Annotated in this window: 18 protein-coding genes; 8 read left to right on the forward strand and 10 right to left on the reverse strand. The window is 73.1% G+C overall.

All coding sequences use genetic code 11. The annotated features are described in order from the left end of the window. Positions 1 to 3 precede the first annotated feature (3 nt). Genes ACLQ2U_RS18365 through ACLQ2U_RS18380 form a run of 4 tightly spaced genes read right to left on the reverse strand, consistent with a single transcriptional unit; the run spans position 4 to position 3,906 of the window. Entirely contained in the window at positions 4 to 687 is a 684-nt protein-coding gene (locus ACLQ2U_RS18365; protein WP_425751900.1) for an acetyltransferase, read from the reverse strand. Next, positions 684 to 1,874 (reverse strand): DegT/DnrJ/EryC1/StrS family aminotransferase, encoded by a 1,191-nt coding sequence (locus ACLQ2U_RS18370; RefSeq protein ID WP_425751901.1) that lies wholly within the window; start codon positions 1,872 to 1,874, stop codon positions 684 to 686. Before ACLQ2U_RS18370 ends, ACLQ2U_RS18365 begins: the two co-directional genes overlap by 4 nt. After that, positions 1,871 to 2,836, reverse strand: a complete 966-nt coding sequence (locus ACLQ2U_RS18375; RefSeq protein WP_425751902.1) for an NAD-dependent epimerase/dehydratase family protein — start codon at positions 2,834 to 2,836, stop codon at positions 1,871 to 1,873. Before ACLQ2U_RS18375 ends, ACLQ2U_RS18370 begins: the two co-directional genes overlap by 4 nt. Beyond that, entirely contained in the window at positions 2,833 to 3,906 is a 1,074-nt protein-coding gene (locus ACLQ2U_RS18380) for a Gfo/Idh/MocA family protein (RefSeq protein ID WP_425751903.1), read from the reverse strand. The genes ACLQ2U_RS18375 and ACLQ2U_RS18380 overlap by 4 nt, the downstream gene beginning before the upstream one ends. Positions 3,907 to 4,278: 372 nt before the next feature. Here ACLQ2U_RS18380 and ACLQ2U_RS18385 point away from each other — a divergent pair, with 372 nt between their 5' ends. Further along, positions 4,279 to 4,896, forward strand: coding sequence for an acyltransferase (locus ACLQ2U_RS18385; protein ID WP_425751904.1), 618 nt, complete (start codon positions 4,279 to 4,281; stop codon positions 4,894 to 4,896). Positions 4,897 to 4,927: 31 nt separating this feature from the next. Here the strand turns inward: ACLQ2U_RS18385 and ACLQ2U_RS18390 are convergent, their stop codons facing one another. The 5 genes from ACLQ2U_RS18390 to mce form a co-directional block, all read right to left on the reverse strand. Next, on the reverse strand, positions 4,928 to 6,124 hold the full coding sequence (locus ACLQ2U_RS18390; RefSeq protein ID WP_425751905.1) for an AI-2E family transporter: 1,197 nt from the start codon (positions 6,122 to 6,124) through the stop codon (positions 4,928 to 4,930). Positions 6,125 to 6,426: 302 nt separating this feature from the next. After that, positions 6,427 to 8,511: a hypothetical protein gene (locus tag ACLQ2U_RS18395; protein ID WP_425751906.1), complete on the reverse strand. Its 2,085-nt coding sequence runs from the start codon at positions 8,509 to 8,511 to the stop codon at positions 6,427 to 6,429. A 178-nt stretch (positions 8,512 to 8,689) separates the two neighbouring features. Further along, positions 8,690 to 9,952 carry a cell division protein DivIVA gene (locus ACLQ2U_RS18400; RefSeq protein ID WP_425751907.1) on the reverse strand — a complete coding sequence of 421 codons (1,263 nt, stop codon included), beginning with the start codon at positions 9,950 to 9,952 and terminating at the stop codon, positions 8,690 to 8,692. Between the two features lie 279 nt (positions 9,953 to 10,231). Further along, complete coding sequence (gene ccrA, locus ACLQ2U_RS18405; protein WP_425752053.1) at positions 10,232 to 11,587, reverse strand: crotonyl-CoA carboxylase/reductase; 1,356 nt, start codon at positions 11,585 to 11,587, stop codon at positions 10,232 to 10,234. Positions 11,588 to 11,956: 369 nt separating this feature from the next. After that, positions 11,957 to 12,433, reverse strand: coding sequence for a methylmalonyl-CoA epimerase (mce, locus tag ACLQ2U_RS18410; RefSeq protein ID WP_425751908.1), 477 nt, complete (start codon positions 12,431 to 12,433; stop codon positions 11,957 to 11,959). A gap of 63 nt (positions 12,434 to 12,496) precedes the next feature. Here mce and ACLQ2U_RS18415 point away from each other — a divergent pair, with 63 nt between their 5' ends. The 7 genes from ACLQ2U_RS18415 to ACLQ2U_RS18445 all read left to right on the forward strand — a co-directional run bounded on the left by ACLQ2U_RS18415 (position 12,497) and on the right by ACLQ2U_RS18445 (position 20,376). Next, positions 12,497 to 13,696: an acetyl-CoA C-acetyltransferase gene (locus ACLQ2U_RS18415; protein ID WP_425751909.1), complete on the forward strand. Its 1,200-nt coding sequence runs from the start codon at positions 12,497 to 12,499 to the stop codon at positions 13,694 to 13,696. Further along, the gene (gene meaB / locus ACLQ2U_RS18420) at positions 13,693 to 14,697 is read left to right on the forward strand and encodes a methylmalonyl Co-A mutase-associated GTPase MeaB (protein ID WP_425751910.1); all 1,005 of its coding nucleotides are present in this window, start codon (positions 13,693 to 13,695) and stop codon (positions 14,695 to 14,697) included. The genes ACLQ2U_RS18415 and meaB overlap by 4 nt, the downstream gene beginning before the upstream one ends. Before the next feature lie 64 nt (positions 14,698 to 14,761). Then, positions 14,762 to 15,616, forward strand: coding sequence for a hypothetical protein (locus tag ACLQ2U_RS18425; protein ID WP_425751911.1), 855 nt, complete (start codon positions 14,762 to 14,764; stop codon positions 15,614 to 15,616). 83 nt (positions 15,617 to 15,699) lie between these two features. Continuing rightward, positions 15,700 to 16,113: an Asp23/Gls24 family envelope stress response protein gene (locus tag ACLQ2U_RS18430; RefSeq protein WP_425751912.1), complete on the forward strand. Its 414-nt coding sequence runs from the start codon at positions 15,700 to 15,702 to the stop codon at positions 16,111 to 16,113. Between the two features lie 95 nt (positions 16,114 to 16,208). Continuing rightward, entirely contained in the window at positions 16,209 to 17,897 is a 1,689-nt protein-coding gene (locus ACLQ2U_RS18435) for an acyl-CoA mutase large subunit family protein (protein WP_425751913.1), read from the forward strand. Positions 17,898 to 18,099: 202 nt separating this feature from the next. Next, positions 18,100 to 19,005 (forward strand): tetratricopeptide repeat protein, encoded by a 906-nt coding sequence (locus tag ACLQ2U_RS18440; RefSeq protein WP_425751914.1) that lies wholly within the window; start codon positions 18,100 to 18,102, stop codon positions 19,003 to 19,005. A gap of 66 nt (positions 19,006 to 19,071) precedes the next feature. Next, positions 19,072 to 20,376: an arginase family protein gene (locus ACLQ2U_RS18445; protein WP_425751915.1), complete on the forward strand. Its 1,305-nt coding sequence runs from the start codon at positions 19,072 to 19,074 to the stop codon at positions 20,374 to 20,376. 74 nt (positions 20,377 to 20,450) lie between these two features. Here ACLQ2U_RS18445 and ACLQ2U_RS18450 read toward each other — a convergent pair whose 3' ends face one another. Further along, a complete protein-coding gene (locus ACLQ2U_RS18450) occupies positions 20,451 to 22,418 on the reverse strand; it encodes a penicillin-binding transpeptidase domain-containing protein (RefSeq protein ID WP_425751916.1) in 1,968 nt (655 codons plus the stop codon). Between the last annotated feature and the right edge of the window lie 260 nt (positions 22,419 to 22,678).

The following is a 22,678-nucleotide window of genomic DNA, read 5'->3' on the forward strand; positions in this document are numbered from 1 at the left end:
CTGTCAACTCCTCAACGGTGCCGTCAGCTCGGCGGGAAGGTCGGCGGTGCGTAGCTGGCGGGCCGGGATGCCGGCCCACACCTGCCCGGGCGGGACGTCGCGCAGCACGACCGAACCCATGCCCACGAGGGACCAGGCGCCGACCGTGACGCCCTCCCGGACGAGCGCGCCGGCACCGAGGTAGGCGCCGCGCTCCAGCACCGCGCCGCCGCCCAGTCGAACCCCCGAGGCGATGGTGGCGTAGCTGTCGACCCGGTCGTCGTGCGTCAGCACCGCCTGCGGCATCACCGCCACGTGGCTGCCGACCGCCACGTCGGCGGTGAGCACCGTGCCGGCCAGGAGCACGCTGCCCGGCCCGACGGTGCATCCGGCGCCGACCTCCGCGGCCGGGTGCACGACGGTGGCGTACCGGTCGGTCGGCAGGTGGAGGCGCCGGACGATCCGTTCCCGTACCACGTAGTTGCGCGAGTTGCCGACGCAGACGACCACCGCGGCGTCGGGCATCCCGGCGACCACGTCGAGGCCGCCGAGCACGGGTAGCCCGGACCGCTCCGTGCCGTGCAGGGCCGGATCGTCGTCGACGAACCCGCGGAGCCGCCACGTGGGGCGCAGCCGGTTGGCCGCCAGCGCCGCGGACGCCGCCTCGCGGGCGAAGCCGCCCGCGCCGACGATGACCAGGTCTCTCATCCCCGCGCCAGTGCGTGCAGGACGCCCACCACGTGGTGCTGGTCCTCCTCGGTCAGCGCGTGGTGCAGCGGCAGGATCAGCGAGTCGCGGGTCAGCCGCTCGGTCACCGGCAGTGGCGCCGGCCGCACGTCCGCGTACGCCGGCTCCAGGTGGGCGGCCATGATCCCCCGGCGGGCGGAGACGCCCTGGCGGGCCAGCTCGGCGAGCACCTCGTCGCGTCCGGCGCGGAACGCCGGGGTCAGCAGGACCCAGAAGGACTGGTAGTTCGTCCGCCCGTAGGCCGGATCCCGGACCGGCAGCACGCCGTCGATGTCGGCGAGCATCTGCTGGTAGCGGGCGGCGAGTGCCCGGCGCTGGGCGACCAACCCCGCGAGGCGGCCAAGCTGGACGATCCCGACCGCCGCCTGGATGTCGGTCATCCGGTAGTTGTAGGCGGTCTCCAGGTACGCCTCGAGGACCGGCTGGGCACTGGCGTGCCGGTCGGCGGCGGAGATGTTCATGCCGTGCTCGCGCAGGCGGCGCAGGCGGGCCGCCAGGTCGACGTCGTCGACGGTCACCATGCCACCCTCGCCGGTCGTGATGATCTTGCGCGGGTGGAACGACCAGGCGGCGATGTGGGCGCCGGCACCCACCGGCTGCCCGTACGCGGTCGATCCGGCGGCGCACGCGGCGTCCTCGACGAGTCCGACGCCCCAACCGTCGGCGGCCCTGCGCAGCGCGGCCACGTCGAACGGCACGCCTCCCTGGTGGACGGCGATGACCGCCCGGGTCCGCGGGGTCCGCACCGCGTCGACGGTCTCGACGGTCAGGTTGCCGGTCGCCAGGTCGACGTCCGCGAAGACCGGCGTCGCGCCGACGTATCGAACCGCGTTCGCGGTGGCGATGAAGGACAGCGACGGCACGATGACCTCGTCGCCCGGGCCGACGTCGAGCACCACGAGCGCCAGGTGCAGGGCGGTGGTGCAGGAGCTGACGGCGACGCCGTGCCCGGCCCCGACGACGGCGGCGAATTCGCGTTCGAAGCGGGCGACCCGCGGCCCCTGGGCGACCCAGCCGGAGCGGACGGCGTCGGCGGCGGCTTCCGCCTCCTCCTCACCGAGCAGGGGAATCATCACCGGGATCCGGCGCGCCTGCGGCTCCGCGGCCCGTACATCGGCGGGGCTCGCCGGCTGACTCGTCGTGCTCACCGGGAACTCCGCCACCAGTCGACGAGGCCCTGCAGGCCCTCGTGCAGGCCGATCCCGGCGCGGAAGCCGAGCTTGTCGGCGGCCGCGCTCGTGTCGGCGAGCCGGCGCGTCACGCCGTTCACGGCGCGGGCGGGACCGTGCTCGGGGACCAGGTCGGACTTCATGACCTCGCTGAGCGCCCGGGCCAGCTGCTTGAGGCTGGTCTCGGTGCCGCTGGCGATGTTGAAGATGTCATCGGTGACGTCGGCCCGCGCCGCCAGGATGTTGGCGCGCGCGATGTCGGCGACGTGCACGAAGTCCATGGTCTGCAGGCCGTCGCCGAGGATGAGCGGCGACGTGCCGGACTCGATCCGCTCCATCCAGCGGATCAGCACCTCGGTGTAGAGGCCGTGGATGTCCATCCGCGGGCCGTACACGTTGAAGTAGCGCAGAGCCACGTAGTCCAGCCCGTACATGCTGTGGAAGCTGCGCAGCATGCCCTCGTTGAACGCCTTGGCGGCGCCGTAGAAGGTGTCGTTGTTGTACGGATGGTGCCGCTCGGTGGTGGGGAACTGCTCGGCCAGCCCGTAGACCGATGCCGAGGACGAGGCCACCACCTTGCCGACCCGCTCCGCGGCGGCCGCCTCCAGCACGTTGAACGTGCCGCCGACGAGTACCTCGTTGGCCAGTCGGGGTTCCTCGGCGCACTGGGTGATGCGGATCGCCGCCAGGTGGAAGACCAGGTCCTTGCCCCTGGTTACCTGATGGACGAGCGCGGCGTCCCGGATGTCCCCCTCGACGAGCCGGACTGGCCCGTTCTCCAACGCCCATCCCAGGTTGGCGCGCCTGCCCCGGACGAGGTTGTCCAGCACGACGATCTCCGCCGCCCCGCCCCGGACCAGTTCGTCGACGACGTGCGAGCCGATCGTGCCCGCACCGCCGGTGACGAGGGCTCGTGCGCCCTCGATCTGTACGCCCGTCACGCCAGGTGCCCCTCACTCAACTTGATCATCCGTCCGCCCTGCCCGAGGCTGCGTGAAGCGGCCTCCAGGATCTCCAGCACCCGCAGGCCAGCCCGGCCATCGGTGAGCGCCGGTGCGCCCGTGGTGATCGCCCGCGCGTACTCGTCGACCATCGTGCGCAGCGCCTCCCTCTCGGTCAGTGCCGGCGCGACCATGTCCCCCGAGCGGTAGGAGATCAGCATGTCACGCCGTTGATCCGCGCCCAGTTCCTCGCGGGTGGCCACGTCGACGCCCCGGTCGAACACCGACAACCGCTGGCTCGGGTTGAGGTCGTCCCAGACGATGGTCCGTTTCGAGCCGCCCACGATGGTGGTGCGAATCTTCACCGGGGAGAGCCAGTTGACGTGTAGGTGCGCGACCGCGCCCGTGTTGAGCTGCAGCGTCAGGTAGGCCACACAGGCGCGGCCGGCACCGATGCCGTCGGCGCCATGCGCGGCGACAGCCGTGGGGTGGACACCGGGCGGCAGAACGAAGTCGATGATGGACAGATCATGTGGGGCCAGGTCCCACATGACGTCGATGTCCTTCTGCACGAGGCCAAGGTTGATCCGCACCGAATCGAGGAAGTGCAGCTCACCCAGTTCCCCCGAGTGCACCAGCTCACGGATCCGCAGCACGGCCGGGGTGTAGCAGTACGTGTGGTCACACATGAGGGTGAGCCCTCGGCGCTCCGCCTCCTCGACCAGCCGCCGCCCCTCGTCGTAGGTGGCGGCGAGCGGCTTCTCCACGAGCACGTGCTTGCCGGCCTGCAGCGCTGCCAGTGCCACCCGCAGGTGCGTGCCCGCGGGCGTGGCCACGGCAACCGCTTGCACCTCCTCGTCGGCGAGCACCTCGGCGAGGTCGTCGGAGGCCCGGACCTTCGAGTACTCACCGAGCACCGATCGTGCCCGTCCAATGTCGAGGTCACAGAGCCAGCGCAGGCGGAACGAAGACGTGGCCATGAAGTTGCGGACGAGGTTCGGGCCCCAGTAGCCGGCACCGATCACAGCGACGCCGACGGGCTCGTCGGGCGTGGCGGGCTGAGCAGTCACGGGGATCCGTTCTGTCGTCGAGCGGGGCTTCGTCGGCCGGTCCGGGTGATGACCTGCACTGGCGGTCACGCGTCTCCACAGTGAGCGCCCGGCCTGCCCGCACCAGGGATCCTCGGCAAGCTAACGATCGCCGGTGAGAGAGTGCGAGGGCATTGACGGATTTTGGTCAGAGCCGATGGGTACGCCGGTACGTTCGGCTGTCGTCGCCTCTCCTCCTGGTCGGCGCTGATCCACTGTCGGTGGGGGCTGGACGATGACCGGCCTTGTCCGGACCGTCCGTCGGTCCGTTCCGCCGTCGGACGGCGGGTGGTGGGCCGGCACGCGCGGACCTGCGACGTAGGCTGCTGGGCACACTGCCAAGAGAGGGACGAGATGAGGGATGCCTCCACGCCGTCGCCGGACGGCGTGTTCGTGGCCGCCGGCGCCGACGTCGACCCTCGGGCCGTGATTGGACGCGGTACCCGGATCTGGCACCTCGCCCAGATCCGCGAGGAAGCCGCGCTCGGCCGTGACTGCAACGTCGGCCGGGGTGCGTACGTCGGTCCCGGCGTCCGCCTCGGCGACAATGTCAAACTGCAGAACTACGCCCTGGTCTACGAGCCGGCCCGGCTGGGCGACGGGGTGTTCATCGGGCCCGCGGCGGTGCTCACCAACGACGAATTCCCCCGGGCGGTGACTCCGGACGGCTGCCTCAAGGGCGATGCCGATTGGACGGCGGTAGGCGTCACCATCGGCGAAGGGGCCGCGATCGGCGCCCGGGCGGTCTGTGTGGCGCCGGTGACCGTCGGCCGCTGGGCCCTGGTCGCCGCCGGCGCAGTGGTGACCCGTGACGTGCCCGACTTCGCGCTGGTGGTCGGCGTGCCCGCGCGCCGGGTCGGCTGGGTCGGCCGCGCCGGCAAGCCGCTCGTCGCCAAGGGCGACGGCCGATGGGTGTGCCCGGATTCCGGGGCCGGGTACCAGGAGGCCGACGGCCGCCTGATCGAAACCTGAGCGAGCTGCTCGCGGGTGGTCGCCCGGCGGCTCACCGTCGCTGCTGCCGGGGCAGCACCACCTCGCGCAGGATCAGCTGGAGGGCGGCCACCGTGGGGATGGCGATCAGCGCGCCGACCACGCCCATCAACGCCACCCCGAGCAGCGCGGCCAGCAGGGCGGCCACCTCGTTGACCTCCACCGAACGCCGCATCACCTTCGGGTAGATCAGGTAGTTCTCCACCTGCTGGTAGATCAGGAAGAAGACCACGCAGGCGATGCCCTCCGGCAGCCCGGTGGCGAACCCGACCACGCTCACGATCACCGCGCCGAGGGTGGCGCCGATCTGCGGGATCAGGTCGGTCACCGCGACCACCACGGCCAGCGCGAACGGGTACGTCAGCCCGACGACCAGCGCGAAGACGAAGGTGGTCGCCCCGGCCAGCACGGCGATGCTCAGCGCCCCGACCATGTACGCCCCGACCTTGGCCAGGATCTCGTCGCCGATCAGCTGCACCCGCTGCCGGCGCGAGCGCGGCACCAGCGCGTACCCGAGGGCGCGCAGCTTGTCGAAGTAGGCCAGGAAGTAGATGGTCAGCACCAGCACGGTGAGCGCGCGGAACAGCGTGCCGAAGACCAGCTGTGCGCCGCCGAGCACCCCGCCGAGCGCCCGGCCGATGGTGTCGGCGTTCGCCGCCCCCTGCACCCGCTCCATCACGTCGTACCGCTCCACCAGGTCGTTGACCGCGTGGTTGCGGCGCAGCTGCTCGACGTAGCTGGGCAGCTGGTCGATGAACTGCCCGGTCTGGGTGACCACCGGTGGTACCAGCGCCACCAGGCCAGCCGCGATCAGCAGCACCACGGTGAGCGCGACCACCGCCACGGCCAGGCCGTGCGGCAGGCCCCAGCCGCGTAGTCGGACCACCGCCGGGTTGAGCCCCACCGCCAGGAAGAGCGCGATGACCACCAGGACCAGGATGCCGCCGGCGTTGCGGATGCCCAGATAGACCGTGTACGCCAGCAGCACCCCGAGCGCGCCGGTGAAGCCGGTCAGGAAGCTGCTCTGGCGCAGTGGGCGGCCGGGCCGGCCGAAGCGGCCCGACGCGGTGGCCGCCGGGCCGGGCGCCCCGAAGTCCGTGGGGTCCTCGTCGGGGGACGCGGTCCGCTCTCCGCCGGTGGCGGTGGAGCTGGCGGGCTCAGGTATCGCTTCGTCCCGGGGCACGCCCCGCCGCGGTTCGTCCCGTGCCACCCGACCTCCCCGGATCGCGTTCCGGCGGGCACGACCGGAACTGCCGGACCGTCCCGTGGCGTGGCCCGGGCGGCCCCCTTGTCCGGAGGGTAGTGGTCGACAGGTGCCCGGGCCAGCCCTCCGCGTGGCGGCCCCGGTCCGGCACCCTCACCCCGGGCGTCGATCCCGCCGGGGTCTCCGGATCTCCGGGGAGGTCGGGCGGCCGAACAGGGGTACGGGTGCGGCCGGATCGGGCCGGGCTCGACGTCGTCGGCCGGCGACCGGACCGACCGTTCCGACCTCACGGGTCGGAACGGCCCCGGTCAGTCGGACTCGACGGTGACAGTGCTCGGCTTGGCGCTGCGCTCGTCGGTGGTCGGCTTGGTCGGCCGCTTGCCGTTCTCCCCGGTGCTGGTGATCTTCGTCGGGGCGGCTTCCCGGCCGCCGTTGCCGGGCACCGCCGCCACGGTCGGCTCACCGTCCACGCCGGCGTTGGCCGTGCCGCCGTCGACGGTGGTCACCGGCTCCGCGACGGGCTTGGGCCTGGACGCCCCGCCGTTCGGGCCGGCGACCGGCTTGGCGCCCTCGACGGCAGGGGCGGGGGTCGGCTTGGCGCCGTCCGCGACGGACATCGGGGTCGGCTTGGCGCCGTCCGCCGCCGGCCCGGACCCGTCGAGCGTGGGTATGGCCGCCGTGCCGGTCACCTTCCGCAGTTGGAGCTCGGTGATCTGCCGCTGCACCTCGTCGTGCTCCTGCCGGGCCTGCCAGGTCTCCTGCCGCAGGTCGGCGAGCTGCTGCTGGGCCTGCGCGATCTCCAGCATCACCTGGGCCAGCTGCTGGCGGCCCGCCGCCGCCTCCTGCTGGGTCGCGGCGAGGTGCTGCTGGGTGGTGGCCAGGTGCTGCTGGGTGGTGGCCGCGTACTCCTCGAACTGGCGGCGGGAGGCGGCCACATGCTCGTCGGCCTTGCGGCGCTTGTCGGCCGCGTCCGTCTCGGCCCCCTGGAGCAGCTCGGCGGCCTCCACCTCGGCCCGCCGGCGCATCGTCAGCGCGTCGGCCTCGGCCGCCCGGCGGACCCCCGCGGCACCCGACTCGATCTCGTCGCGCCGGGCGGTCCACTCCCGCTCCAGCTCGTCGTGCCGGGTCGTGTGCTGGCGTTCCAGCTCGTCCGACCGGGTCTTGTGCTGCTTGTCCAGCTCGTCGCGGCGCTTGGCGTACTCCTTCTCGGCGGTGGCGTGGCGCTGGGCCAGCTCCCGGTCGGCGGCCTCCCGCCGGCCGTTGACCTCCTTCTCCACCCCGGCCCGCCAGGCGCCCAGCTCCTGCTGCGTCTGGGCCCTGGCGTGCTGCACGTACGCCTCGGTCTCGCTGCGCATCCGCTGCACGTACGCCTCGGTGTCGGCGCGGTTGCGCTTGGCGGCCTCGGCGGCCTCGGTGGTCAGCCGGTGCGCCTCCTGCCGGGACCGGCCGCGGGTGCCCTTCGCCGCCTCCTCGGCGTCGTCGACGATCTGCTTCGCCTCCTGGAGGGCCTTGGCGTGGGTGGCCCGGCCCGCCTCGGCCGCCGATTCGGTGAGCCGCTTGGCCTCCTGCTGGGCCTTGGTGTGCACCTCCTTGGCCGTGTCGCGCAGCTGGGTCGCCTCCTGCTGGGCCTTGGCCAGCGCCGCCTTGGCCGTCTCGCGCAGCCTGGTGGCCTCCTGCTGGGCCCGGGTGTGGATCTCCTTGGCCGTGTCGCGCAGCTGGGTGGCCTCGCGCTGGGCCTTCTTCAGCGCCTCCTGGGCGGCGTCGCGCAGCCGGGTCGACTCCTCCTGGGCGGTCGTCCGCAGCCGGGTCGACTCCTCCTGGGCGGTCGTCCGCAGCCGGGCCGACTCCTCCCGGGCGGTCGTCCGCAGCCGGGCCGCGTCGTCCTTGGCGCTCTTGACCGCGGCGTCCGCCTCGGCCTTGCGGGCGGCGGTGTGCCGCTCCTCCTCGGCGCGCCGGGCGGCGAGCGCGATCTCGAAGTCCTTGAGTGCCTGGGCGGCCTGCTCGCGGGCCTCGTCGATGATGTGCTCGGCGGCGGCGCGGCGCGCCTCGATCTCTCCGTTGGCGGCGGCGAGGATCGCGTCCGCCTGCTCCTCGGCGAGGGCGAGGATCTGCTCGACCCGGGGCCCGAGGTGTTTGAACGAGGCCCGGTCCACCACGCCCACCTGCTTGCGCACCTGGGCGAGGTCCCGCTGGAGGTGCTCGACCTGGCCGGCCAGCTTGTGGATCTGCGTGTAGGCCTGTTCCCGCTCGGCCGTCAGGGCCGCGATCTCATGCTCCGCGCGGGCGACGTACCGGTCGACCTGTCGTTTCTCGTACCCCCGCAGAGCGGACTCGAAGCTGGGCTCCGTCGTCACTTCCCCGCCGAGAGCGAACAGTTCCTCGCCGTGCGACATGCCCCCATCCTCACACGCATCCGGCCCTCCTGGGGCGATACGGACGCCCCGGTTGGGATGTACTTCACTGGTGCCGCGCGGGTGGATGTCACGTGGTGGGAAACGACTACGGCGCGGGGCGGAACCGGTCACCCGGTGTCACCCCGCGCCGTGGCTCATGCCCCGTCGGTGCGGTGGGTCAGCTGGCCGTCTCCGCGGTCGTCCGCTGCTCGGCGTCGGCCTTGGCCGGCTCCGGCTTGGCCGCCGCGGCCGGCTGCTGGGCCGGCAGGCCCGGCACGATCCCGGCGAGGCCGGAGAGCATCTGGCCGAGCTGGGAGGTGACGGCATTCTTCTGTCGGGTCAGGTCCTCGACCTCGCGGCGGGCCGCCTGCGTGGTCAGGTCCGCCTCGGTGTGGGCCTCGGTGAGCAGCCGCTTCGCCTCGGCCTTCGCCTCGTTGAGGGTCTTCTCGGCGAGCGCCTTGGCCTTGTCGACGGTCTCGTTGGCGGTGCGCTCCGAGTCGACCCGGCGGGCCTCGGCCCGCTGCTCGATCTCCTTGGCCCGCTCCTGGGCGGCCCGGGCCCGCTGCTCGGCCTCGCCGACCAGCTTCTGGGTCTGCGCGACCTGGGCGGCGTGCCGCTCCGACTCCTCGCGCTCGGCCTTCTCCCGCCGCTCGGCGAGCTGCAGTTCGAGGGCCTGGAGGTCCTTGTCCCGCTTGTCCCGGGCGTCGGTGAGCAGCTTGGTCGCCTCGGCCCGCTTCTCCTCGGCCTCGCGCCCGGCCTTTGCCCGCTGCTGGGTGATCTCCCGCTCGGCGGTGGCGCGCAGGGTGGCCACCTCGCGCTCGACCGTCGACTTCAGCTCGGCCACCTCGTGCGCGGTGACCGTACGCAGCTGCTTGGTCTCCCGGTCGGCGTCGGCGCGCAGCGTGTCGGCCTCCCGGCGGGCCTGCACCCGGACCTCGGCGGCCTCCCGCTCGGCGGCGGTACGGGCGCTGCCGGCCTCGCGCTCGGCGGTGGCCTTCATCGCGGCCGCCTCGGCCCGGGCCTTGTCGGTGATCTCCCGCGCCTCGAGGCGTGCCGCGGAGAGGATGCCCTCGGACTCGCGCTTCGCCTCGTTGCGGTGGTCGTTGGCCTGCTCCTCGGCCAACCGGAGGATCTGCTCGACGCGGGTGCCGAGACCGGAGAGGGTCGGCCGGCTGTTCTCCTCGAGCTGCTTGCTGGTGTCGGTGAGCTTCTGCTCGAGCGCGGACTGCCGCTGCTCGGCCTGGCGGAGCCGACGCTGGGCGTCGTTCATCCGCTGCTCGGCTTCGGCCCGGGCCTGCTCGGACTGGGTCAGCGCGGCGGTCATCCGACCGATGAAGTCGTCGACCTGGTGGGTGTTGTATCCGCGCAGGCCAACGGTGAAATCTGGCTGCGAGTTCGCGTTATCGAAGAACGCGAGAGGAGAGGACTGCTGCTGGGGCATTGGGACATACTCGCAGACCCCCCGGGGTCGTTCGCAAGAGCGGTCCCGAGCTTTCGCGTCCTCTTTACATGGTCAACTTCGGGGTGCCCGGTGGACCGGACCAAACGGCGATCTTGGCAGGTCCCGGGCGGGACGGGCGTCACGCATGGTGAGCGGGAAAGGGCCGCGGGACGATGCCCGCGGCCCTTTCTCCGGCGTCACTCGAATGGGGGTACGGCGGCCGTGTGGAAAGGCAATGGCCGGTCACCGCAATGGACATCCCGGCCTCCCCCGGACGGCTCAGTGCCCCCGGAACCGGTTGATCGCGGTCTCGTGGCGAGAGCGCAGCTCGGCGTCGCGCACGCCGAGCCCGTCCGTGGGGGCGAGGCAGCGCACGCCGACCTTGCCCTGGTGGGCGTTGCGGTGCACCTCGTACGCGGCCTGGCCGGTCTGCGCCAGCGGGTAGGTCTTCGACACGGTCGGGTGGATCTGCCCCAGCGCGACGAGGCGGTTGGCCTGCCACGCCTCGTGGTAGTTGGCGAAGTGGCTGCCGACGATCCGCTTCAGGTGCATCCACAGGTAGCGGTTGTCGTACTGGTGCTGGTAGCCGCTGGTGGAGGCGCAGGTGACGATGGTGCCGCCGCGCTTGGCCACGTAGACGCTGGCGCCGAAGGTCTCCCGGCCCGGGTGCTCGAAGACGATGTCCGGGTCCTCGCCGCCGGTCAGCTCGCGGATCCGCTCGCCGAAGCGGCGCCACTCGTCCGGGTCCTGGGTCTCCTCGTCCTTCCAGAACCGGAAGCCCTCGGCGGCCCGGTCGATGACCAGCTCGGCGCCCATCTTCCGGCACAGCTCGGCCTTCTCGGGTGAGGAGACCACGCAGACCGGGATCGCCCCGCCGTTGAGCGCCATCTGGGTGGCGTAGCCGCCCAGGCCGCCGGAGGCGCCCCAGATCAGCACGACGTCACCCTGCTTCATGTTCGCCCCGTGGTGCGAGACCAGTTGCCGGTACGCGGTGGAGTTGACCAGGCCGGGGCTGGCCGCCTCCTCCCAGGTCAGGTGGCGCGGCTTCGGCATCAGCTGGTTGGCCTTGACCACGGCCACCTCGGCGAGGCCGCCGAAGTTGGTCTCGAAGCCCCAGATCCGCTGCTGCGGGTCGAGCATGGTGTCGTCGTGGCCGGCCGCGTCCTCCAGCTCCACCGACAGGCAGTGCGCGACGACCTCGTCGCCGGCCTTCCACTTGGTCACGCCGGGGCCGGTGCGCAGCACCACGCCGGCCGCGTCCGAGCCGATCACGTGGTACGGCAGGTCGTGCCGGCGGGTCAGCTCGGAGAGCCGGCCGTAGCGCTGGAGGAACTTGAAGGTGGGCAGCGGCTCGAAGATGCTGGTCCACACCGTGTTGTAGTTGATCGCGCTGGCCATCACCGCGACCAGCGCCTCGCCCGGGCCGAGCTCCGGGGTGGGCACCTCCTGCAGGTGCAGCGCCTTGCGCGGGTCCTTGTCGCGGGTGGCCATCCCGTCGAACATCCGGGTGTCCTCCGCGCGGACCACCACGCCCCGGTAGGTCTCCGGTACCGGCAGCCCGGCGAGACCGGCGAGCTCCCGCTCCGGCTGGTCGGAGCCTTCCGCCGCCATGATCGCTTCGAGGATGTCCTGCACGGTGACCTCCCGTTCGTCCGCACCCACGCCGGGGGCACGGGTGCTGCCATCGTCGGCGCCGGTGCGACCGACCGCCATGTCGGCAATCGACACATCCGGCACCGGTCGCGCTCCTGTGGGCCGGAACGTTACTGAACGGTAGCTAGGGCCGGAAGCCCTCTGTGAAAAACTGCATTGGCCGATGCGTGGAGGTGTCCGTGGGAACGGTGAACCGCGCACGGCCGCACGCTGTCCCGTCGACTGGGACGCCGCCCGCCGCCCGCCGCCCCGCCCGGCACGCGGCCGGTCAGCCGCGGCGGTTGCGGCATGTCGCGCTGTCCAGCGGCCCGGACACCGCGACATGCCGCGATCGGCGGGCGGAGGCGCCGGTCAGTGGCCCCTGGCGGCCGGTTCGACCAGCTCGACCAGCACGCCGCCGGCGTCCTTCGGGTGCACGAAGTTGATTCGGGAGTCGGCGGTGCCCCGCTTCGGGGTCTCGTAGAGCAGCCGGACGCCGCGCTCGCGCAGCGCCGCGCAGGTCGCGTCGATGTCGGCCACCGTGTAGGCCACCTGCTGCACGCCCGGGCCGCTGCGGTCCAGGAACTTCGCGATCGTCGACTCCGGGGTCAGCGGGGCGAGCAGCTGCACGCAGCCGCCCTCGGTGGTCGGGCCGACGGCCAGCATCGCCTCGCGGACGCCCTGCTCGGTGTTGGTCTCGGTGTGCACGCAGCGCATGCCGAAGGTCCGCTGGTAGAAGTCGATCGCGGCGTCCAGGTCGGCGACCGCGACCCCGACGTGGTCGATACGGCGCAGGCCGATGTCTGTGACGAAGTCGGCAGCGGGCTCGGCGGGGGAGTTCTCAACCATGGCGCTAGTCTGACCGAACAATCGTTAAGGCGTACAGGTCGGCACCCCCCTCGGAGGCAGGCAATGGCTTCGGTGATCGTCAGCGGCGCGCGGACCCCAATGGGTCGCCTGCTCGGCAACCTCAAGGACCTCCCGGCGACGAAGCTCGGCGGCGTCGCGATCAAGTCGGCGCTGGAGCGGGCCGGCGTCGCCCCCGATCAAGTGCAGTACGTGATCATGGGCCAGGTGCTCCAGGCCGGTGCCGGGCAGATCCCGGCCCGTCAGGCGGCCGTCGAGGCCGGTATCCCGATGTCCGTGCCGGCGCTGACCATCAACAAGGTCTGCCTCTCCGGCCTGGACGCGATCGCCCTGGCCGACCAGCTGATCCGGGCCGGCGAGTTCGACATCGTGGTGGCCGGCGGCATGGAGTCGATGACCAACGCCCCGCACCTGCTGCTCGGCCAGCGCTCCGGCTACAAGTACGGCGACGTCGCGGTCAAGGACCACATGGCGCTGGACGGGCTCAGCGACGCCTGGGACTGCTGCTCGATGGGCGAGTCCACCGAGCGGCACGGCGCCCGGCACGGCATCACCCGGGAGGAGCAGGACGCCTTCGCGGCGGCCAGCCACCAGCGGGCCGCCGCCGCGCAGAAGAACGGCCACTTCGCCGACGAGATCACCCCGGTGATCATCCCGCAGCGCAAGGGCGACCCGCTGGTGATCAGCGAGGACGAGGGCATTCGCCCGGACACCACCGCCGAGTCGCTGGGCAAGCTCCGCCCGGCGTTCGCCAAGGACGGCACCATCACCGCCGGCAGCTCCTCGCCGATCTCCGACGGCGCCGCCGCCGTGGTCGTGATGAGCAAGGCCAAGGCGAAGGAGCTGGGGCTGACCTGGCTGGCCGAGATCGGCGCCCACGGCAACGTGGCCGGCCCGGACAACTCCCTGCACTCGCAGCCCTCGAACGCGATCAACCACGCCCTGAAGAAGGGCGGCCTGAGCGTCGCCGACCTCGACCTCATCGAGATCAACGAGGCGTTCGCCCAGGTCGGCATCCAGTCCGCACGGGACCTCGGGATCAGCACCGACAAGGTCAACGTCAACGGCGGCGCGATCGCGCTCGGCCACCCGATCGGCATGTCCGGCGCCCGGCTGGTGCTCACCCTCGCGCTGGAGCTCAGGCGGCGGGGCGGTGGCACCGGCGCGGCCGCGCTCTGCGGCGGCGGCGGTCAGGGTGACGCGCTGATCATCCACGTCCCGAACGGCGGCGAGACCCAGCAGTGAGCGATGCGGTCGACCACGTCCCGGCGGCGGCCACCGGATCGGTGCGCCGCAGTCGGGACGTACCGATGCTGGTGGAGCGGGCCCGCGCGGGTGACCCCCGCGCGGTGGCCCGCCTGATCACCCTGGTCGAGTCCGGCGACGAGGTGCTGCCGCAGGTCGCGGCGGCCCTCGCGCCGTACGCCGGTCAGGCCCAGGTGGTGGGCCTGACCGGGTCCCCGGGGGTGGGCAAGTCGACCACCACCAACGAGCTGGTCCGGGCGCTGCGGGCGCGCGGCCACCGGGTCGGGGTGCTGGCCATCGACCCGTCCAGCCCGTTCACCGGCGGGGCCATCCTCGGTGACCGGGTCCGGATGCAGGACCACGCCACCGACCCCGGCGTCTACATCCGCTCGATGTCGAGCCGGGGCCACCTGGGCGGGCTCTCCGCCGCGACCCCGCAGGCGGTCCGGGTGCTGGAGGGCGCCGGCTGCGACGTGGTGCTGGTGGAGACGGTCGGCGTCGGGCAGGCCGAGGTGGAGGTGGCCTCGCTGGCCGACACCACGCTGGTGCTGCTCGCCCCGGGGATGGGCGACGCGATCCAGGCGGTCAAGGCCGGCATCCTGGAAATCGCCGACGTCTTCGTGGTCAACAAGGCCGACCGGGACGGCGCCGACGCGACCGTCCGCGACATCCAGGGCATGATCGCCCTCGGTGAGCGCGGGCCGGGGGACTGGCGCCCGCAGGTGGTCCGCGCGATCGCCGTGCGCGGCGAGGGCATCGACGACATCGCCGCCGCGATCGACAAGCACCGCGGCTGGCTGGAGCAGCACGACGAGCTGCGCCGCCGCCGGGAGGCGCGGGCCGCCGCCGAGGTCGAGGCGATCGCGCTCGGCGTCCTCCGCGCCCGGATCGGCTCGCTGCGCGACGGTACGGAGCTGACGACGCTCGCCGCCAAGGTGGCCGAGGGCGCCATCGACCCGTACGCGGCGGCGGACGAGCTGCTCGCCCAGCTCGGCTCCTGACGGGATTGACCGCGGGCCCAGCCGGGTACAGCATCTGTCGACGTCGATCGACGGGGTGAGGGCCATGGGGGCGGACGGGATGCCGGCGGGGCTCGGCGACCGGGAGGCCCCGTGGCGGGTCGACGGGGTCGGCCCCCGGTGGTCACCGCTTCGTCTGCTGGCGCTGCTGTTCTTCGTCGGCATGCTCCTCTGCGCGTTGGGGATCGCGGTGTCAGCGGTCGGCGACCGGGACGGGTCCGGAGTCGTGCTGGGCGTGGCCGGGGCGGTCCTCTTCGCGCACCTGCTGGGTTTCCTCGCCGTGGTGTGGCTGCCGCGCCGGCGCTCCGCGCGGCACGTCACGTCGGCCCGGACTCCCGACGGCACGGTCGGCGTGCGGTTCGGCTATTCCCGCTGGGCGTACTACTGGATGACGGCGCTGCTGGTGCTCTGCCTGGCGATCGGTGCGGCGGTGGTGCTCGCCGCGGCGGCCCAGGGAGGCACGGCCGGGCGGGTGGGCGCGGTCGGCCTCGCGGTCCTGCTGGGGCTGACCGGCTGGTTTCTGGTCACCGTGCTGCGGGTGGGAGCCGGCGCGGTGACGGTCTCGCCGGCCGGGATCGCCCACCGCGGCCTGGTCCATCTGCACGTCGTCCCCTGGTACGCGGTCCACGGGGTCGGGGCCGGGGTCCGGGCGGGTACGCCGGTCATCGTGGTCGACGCCGCCCCGTCGCCGGACACCGTGGTCCGCCGGTACACCGGCTGGTTCGGCACGGCGGACGCGCGGGAGCTGCCCCGGCTGGTGGTCCGTACCCTCTGGCTGGCCACCGACCCAGCCACGGTCCTGGCCGCGCTGGCGTTCTACCACGCCCACCCGGAGCTGCGGGGCGAGCTGGCGACGCCGGAGGCGCCGCGCCGGATCGCCGAGGGGCGGGCCCGGGGGTGAGCGCGTCCACTCCGGACTCCGATCTCCTAGTACGCTCGCACCGCTCCACGGAACCGTGGGGGGAGCGAGGGTGTGGGGAGACCATGGCTGACGAGGCGACCCAGGAGCTGTCGATGACTCCGGACGTGGTGGCGGGCGGGACGACGCAGGTCTCCGACGAGGTGGTGGAGAAGATCGCGGTGGCCGCCGCCCGGTCGGTGCCCGGGGTGGCCGAGCTCGGTGGCGACGTGGCCCGGTTCTTCAACGCCGTGTTCGACCGGGTCGGCCTGGACCAGGTCGGCGACGCCCGACGGGGCTGCTCGGCGCACGTGACGAACGGCGCGGCGGTGGTCAACCTGGTGCTGGTGATCTCCGTCGGCCACCCGGTGCCCCAGGTGACCGACGCGGTCCGGGTCGCGGTGACGGCGGCCGTCGAGGCGTACGGGCTGCGGGCCGACGAGATCAACATCCGGGTGGACGACGTGGCGATGGGTGGTCCGGCGGCGCCGTCGGCCTGAGCAGGTTACCGGCCGGTACGAACATCCTTAGCGATCGTTCAGGCAGCCGTTCTACACTCGGTCTTCAGTCGAGGACTCGAGGAGGAGCTCCGCGGATGAACGCCGACGAGATCGCCGCCGGACGGGCACGCTGGCAGGCCCGCTACGACGCCGCGCGCAAGCGGGACGCGGACTTCACCACGCTGTCCGGGATGACCGTGGACCCGGTGTACGGGCCGCCCGAGGGCACCGCGTACCCGGGCTTCGAGCGGATCGGCTGGCCGGGCGAGTTCCCGTACACCCGGGGGCTGCACCCGACCGGCTACCGCGGGCGGACCTGGACCATCCGGCAGTTCGCCGGGTTCGGCAACGCCCAGCAGACCAACGAGCGCTACAAGATGATCCTCGGCGCCGGTGGCGGCGGGCTCTCCGTCGCCTTCGACATGCCGACCCTGATGGGCCGCGACTCCGACGACCCGCAGGCGCTCGGCGAGGTCGGCCACTGCGGCGTCGCCATCGACACCGCCGCCGACATGGAGGCGCTCTTCGACGGCATCGGCCTGGCCGGCGTGACCACCTCGATGACCATCTCCGGCCCGGCCGTGCCGGTCTTCTGCATGTACCTGGTCGCCGCCGAGCGGCAGGGCGTCGACCTGTCCACCCTGGACGGCACGCTCCAGACGGACATCTTCAAGGAGTACATCGCGCAGAAGGAGTGGCTCTTCGACCCGGAGCCGCACCTGCGCCTGATCGGCGACCTGATGGAGTACTGCGCCCGGGAGATCCCGCGGTACAAGCCGCTGTCGGTCTCCGGGTACCACATCCGCGAGGCCGGCTCGACCGCCGCGCAGGAGTTGGCGTACACCCTCGCCGACGGGTTCGGCTACGTTGAGCTGGGGCTGTCGCGGGGGCTGGACGTAAACGTCTTCGCCCCCGGCCTGAGCTTCTTCTTCGACTCGCACGTGGACTTCTTCGAGGAGATCGCCAAGTTCCGGGCCGCCCGCCGGATCTGGGCCCGCTGGCTGCGCGACGTCTACGGCGCCACCAGCGAGAAGGCGCTCTGGCTGCGGTTCCACACCCAGACCGCCGGCGTGTCGCTCACCGCGCAGCAGCCGGTCAACAACGTGGTGCGAACCGCCGTCGAGGCGCTCGCCGCGGTGCTCGGCGGGACGAACTCGCTGCACACCAACGCCCTGGACGAGACCCTGGCCCTGCCCACCGACGAGTCCGCCGAGATCGCCCTGCGTACCCAGCAGGTGCTGATGGAGGAGACCGGCGTGGTCAACGTCGCCGACCCGCTCGGTGGGTCCTGGTACGTCGAGGCGCTGACCGACAAGATCGAGGCCGAGGCCGAGGAGATCTTCGCCCGGATCCGGCAGCTCGGCGGCGAGGGCCCGCACCAGATCGGCCCGATGACCTCCGGCATCCTGCGCGGCATCGAGGACGGCTGGTTCACCGGCCACATCGCCGAGTCCGCCTTCGTCTACCAGCAGGCGCTGGAGAAGGGCGACAAGCGGATCGTCGGGGTCAACTGCCACACCGGCACGGTCACCAAGGAGCTGGAGATCCTGCGCATCTCGCACGAGGTGGAGCTGGAGCAGCGCCGGGTGCTGGCCGAGCGCAAGGCCGCCCGGGACGAGGCGGCGGTCAAGACCGCGGTCGCCCGGATGGTCGAGGTGGGCCGCACCGACGGGAACATGATCCCGGCCATGCTCGACGCGGTCCGCGCCGAGGCGACCCTCGGCGAGATCTGCGACGCGCTGCGCGGCGAGTGGGGCGTCTACCGCGAGCCGGCCCGCTTCTGACCCCGCCCACCCTTCCCCCCGCGATCGTGCACTCGGGCCCCGCGTCGCGTGGCATCCGCCCCATTTGCCGGGGCGGAAAGTGCACGATCGCGGGGTGGGGTGACGGGGACGGCGGGATGGTGGGTGAGCAGGGGTGAGAGTGGCAACTGTCGCCGTCGCGGTTGATCTGAGTTCGGCGGCGTCCGTGCGAGACTAGGTAACCATGAGCGACCCACGGATCACCTCGTCGATCTTCACCCGCGGCGCGGTCGACCTCAGCGCGCTGCGCACTCCCGCACCCACCTCCGCCCCGGTCCAGGCCGGCCCCCCCGCTGGCGCGCCCGGCGGTGCCGTTGGCGGCGTCACCGTCATCGACGTGACCGAGGCGACCTTCCAGTCCGAGGTCCTCGAACGCTCGCTGAACACGCCGGTGGTCGTGGACTTCTGGGCCGAGTGGTGCGAGCCGTGCAAGCAGCTCTCCCCGGTGCTGGAGCGGCTGGCCGTGGAGGGCGGCGGGGCCTGGCTGCTCGCCAAGGTCGACGTGGACGCCAACCCGCGGATCGCCCAGATGTTCCGGGTGCAGGGCATCCCGATGGTCTACGCGGTGGTCGGCGGGCAGCCGATCGACGCCTTCTCCGGGGTGGTGCCCGAGGCCCAGCTGCGCCAGTGGATCCAGGCTGTGCTCAAGGCCGGCGGCGTCACCATGGCCGAGCCGGAGGACCCCCGCCTCGACGAGGCCGACGACGCCCTGATGAGCGGCGACCTGGACGCCGCCGAGCGGGCGTACCGGAAGATCCTGGCCGAGTCGCCGGCGGACGCCGCGGCGGAGGCGGGCCTGGCCCAGGTCGGGCTGGCCCGCCGGGTGGCCGGCGCCGACCCGCAGGCGGCGCTCACCGCCGCGGGAGCCAACCCGGACGACGTCGACGCCCAACTGCTGGCCGCGGACATCGAGGTGCTCAGCGGCATGGCCGAGCAGGCCTACCAGCGCCTGGTCGGCCTGGTCCGCCGCACCGCCGGTGACGACCGGGAGAAGGTACGCCAGCACCTGGTGGGCCTCTTCGCCATCGCCGGTCCGGACGACCCCGCGGTCGCCTCGGCCCGCCGGGCGCTGGCCAGCGCCCTGTTCTGAGCACGTAGCACGCCAGCGCGGGCCGGCGTTCCGGCCGGCCCGCCCGACCACCGAGGACGGGAGCCCATGATGCGCCGGATCGCCGTCCTCGACGCGCCGACAAACCTGGGGTTGCGACCACCCACGTCCACCTCGGTCCCCGGCTGCGCCAAGGCGCCCGGCGCGCTGCGCGACCACGACCTGCTCGCCCGGCTGCGCGCCCGCGACGCCGGTTGCCTCACCCCGCCCCGGTACGACCCGGGCGACTGGCGCCCCGGCGACGGGGTGTGCCACGCCCGGGAGATCTCCGGCTACTCGGTGGCGCTGGCCGATCGGATCGGCGCGGTGATCGACCGCGGTGAGTTCCCGCTGGTGCTCGGTGGGGACTGCTCTGTGCTGCTCGGCTCGGCGCTGGCCATGCACCGCCTCGGCGAGGCGGTCGGGGGCCGGATCGGTCTGGTCTTCGTCGACGGGCACTCCGATTTCCGGCATCCCGGCAACGCCTCGTACGTCGGCGCGGCGGCGGGGGAGGACCTCGCGCTGGTGACCGGGCGGGGGCAGGCCGACCTGGCCGCCATCGAGGGGCGACGCCCCTACTTCCGGGACATCGACGTGGTGGTGCTCGGCATCCGGGCCCAGGACGAATACCGGCTCGACCTCCAGGCCGCCGGCATCACCACCCGGCCGGTGCCCGCGCTGCGCGCCGAGGGCGCGGCCCGGACCGCCCAGTGGGCGCACGAGCAGCTCGCGGACTGCGCAGGCTACTGGGTGCACATCGACGTGGACGTGCTCGACCCGGCGGTGATGCCGGCGGTGGATGCGCCCGACCCGGGCGGGATCGCCTTCGCCGAGCTGGAGATCCTGCTCGCCGGCCTGGTGGACACCCCGCACTGCCTCGGCGTCGAACTGACCGTGTTCGACCCGGACTACGACCAGGACGGCTCGTACGCCGCCGAGATCGTCAACACGATCGTGGCCGGGCTGGCGCCGGTGTCGGCGCCGGCGGCGGTGCCACCCCGGCTGCTGCCGGCGGCCCCGCCGCCGCAGCGCGTCCGGTCGGCGGGCCTGCCGGCGGCCCTCGGTGGATCCCCCTCCGGCGCCGGGGCGATGCCGGCTCCGACGAGCGGGCCGGCTCCCGCTGACCCGTCCGCCGGTCCCGGCGTGGTGAACGGTCCTCGCGTGCCTGGCGGCTCGGACCGGGAACCGGGCAACGGGCTCGCGCCGCCGGTGGTGGCGCCGGCCGCCGCGGTCGCCGTCGAGCCGATCGGCCCGCCCGCCTCCGCCGGGCCGGGCCTGCTGCGGCGGGTGCAGCCCCCGGACGAGGACGCCTCGACCGAGGAGAGGGCGCCATCGTCCGGTGACGGGCCCTCCTCGGCTGCCGGGATCGCCTGACATTCGCGCCGTGCGGGGTTCGGACCGGGACGGGGCCTGATCCGTGAGCGACGCTGAGTGACCGCGGGCGGCGCTCAGGATCTCGGCAGTGCCCGGAGGAAGCGCTCGCTGATCGGGACCGCGCTGGCGGCGCTCGACCCGCCCTGCTCGACGAAGACCGCGAACGCCACGTCGCCCCGCCAGCCGACGAACCAGGCGTGGGTGTGTGCCGGGTTGTTGTCGTACTCGGCGGTGCCGGTCTTGCCGTACACCGGGCCGCCCGGGACGTCGGCCAGCGCGCTGGCCGTGCCGGCGGTGACCACCTGGCGCATCATCGCCTTGAGCGGCTCCACCGACTCGGCCTTCAGCTGCGGGCCGGCTGCGGCGGGCTTCTCCGGCGCCGGGTCGAGCACCAGCTTGGGCTGCGCGAAGCGGCCCCGGGCGACGGCCGCGGTGGCCCCGGCCATGGCCAGCGGGCTGACCACCGTGGTGCCCTGACCGATGGCGGCTGCGGCCTGCTCGACCGGGGAGCCGTTGGCGGAGACCTTGCCGGTGAAGGCGTCGGCGCCGAGGTCCCAGGAGCTCTCCAGGCCCAGCGTCCGGGCGGTCTGCGCGAGCCCGTCGGTACCGAGCTTCGGGGCCAGCGAGGCGAAGGCCGTGTTGCAGGACTTCGCGAAGTCCGTCCGGAACGGCACCTTGCCCAGGACGAAGTCGTCGGAGTTCTTGAACGGCCGGCCGTCCACGGTGAGGTTCTTCGGGCAGTCCACCGTGGCGTCCGCGGTGACCGCGCCCCGGTCCAGCAGGCCGAGGGCGCTGACCATCTTGAAGGTGGAGCCCGGCGGCACCTGGGCGGTGAACGCCAGGTTCTCCCCGGCCGCGCCGGGACCGTTGGCGGCGGCGAGCACCGCGCCGTCGCTGATCCGGACCGCCACCAGCGCCGAGCGGCGCTTCTCGCCGCGCAGCGCGGCGTCGGCCGCGTTCTGGGTGGCCACGTCCAGGGTGGTCTTCAGCGCCTGGCCGGGTTGCGGCGCGTGCCGGAACACCTCGGTCTCGGTCGGCGGCTGGGTGCTGTCGGGCACCGGCCGCCGGATCAGCACGGTGATCCCGGGGGTGCCGCGCAGCCGCTCGTCGTACCGGCCCTGCAGGCCGCCGTGTCCGACCAGGTCGCCCCGGGCGTACCGGTCCGGGTGGGCGGCGATGTCGTCGGCCTGGGCCTCGTCGACCGAGCCGAGCAGGGCGCGGGCGAACTCGCGGGTGGGGGCGAGGTCCAGCTTCTCGGAGCGGAACTTCGTGCCGGGCAGGTCGTAGATGCGCGGCCGGATCTGCCGGTACGCCTCGTCCCGCAGCGTCACCACCTCGACGAAGGCGTCCGGATTGGCGTCGCTGAGACGTTTGGGCAGGTCGGACAGGTCGACCGGGGGCGTGATCGGCGGCTTGACCCTCTTGAACGCGGCGTCCAGCTGCGTCGTCAGGGCCGTGACGTCGGTGACCTCGCTCGGCTGCAGGCCGACCCGGACCACCGGGCGGGGCGCCACGATCGGCTGGCCAGCGGCGTCCAGCACCCCGGCCCGGGCGGCGGGGACGCGGCGCAGCGCCAGCCGGTCACCCTCGGTGAGCTGCTCCTGCATCACCTGCGGCTCCCAGATCACCTGCCACTGGTCGTCGTCGCCCTGGCGCAGCCGCACCGGCCGGTCGTACGCCCAGGTGGCTTTCCCCGGCAGTGCCCACTCGACCCGGATCGTCGCGGTGGCGACGTTCCTGGTGACCTCGGCGTCGCCGGTGCGGCGCAGGTTCGGCGGGGTGGCGGCCAGTTCGCCGGAGAGGTCCTTGATCTCCTTCGCCACCTCGGCGGCGGGCAGCCGCGCTCCGGTTGGGTCGACGAAGCCGACCGCGTCGAGGTGGCCGGAGCGCCAGCCGGCCAGGAAGGCGTCCAGGCTCTGCTCGGGTCCGCCGCGCTCCGAGCACCCGGCCAGGACGCCAGCCGCCAGCACGGTGGCGACCAGGCCCGCGAGGGCCGGCCGGACGCGCGTACGGAGGCGTCGGTGGGGGTACGAGACGGTCATGGAGCGGCACCTCCGGAGTTCGGGCTGTCCTGCACGCTAGTACGTGGCCGCTTCCCGCACCGCCCCGGCGCGACCGTACGCTGGGGGAACAGGCGGTGTGGCGGTGTGATGAACATCGCTAGTCGGGGTACTCGGCAGCCGGCCGACCACGGATCTGCAACGGGTGAAAGGACAAAGTCCCGAACCGGACGTCTGGCCGGTGGTCCGCCGACGAACGTGCGAAGCGGCAGGGCCTAGGCTGGGCGGCAGAGTGACCCACA

The organism is Micromonospora sp. DT47 (genome assembly GCF_049844475.1).
In the GTDB taxonomy this organism is placed as follows: Bacteria; Actinomycetota; Actinomycetes; order Mycobacteriales; family Micromonosporaceae; genus Micromonospora.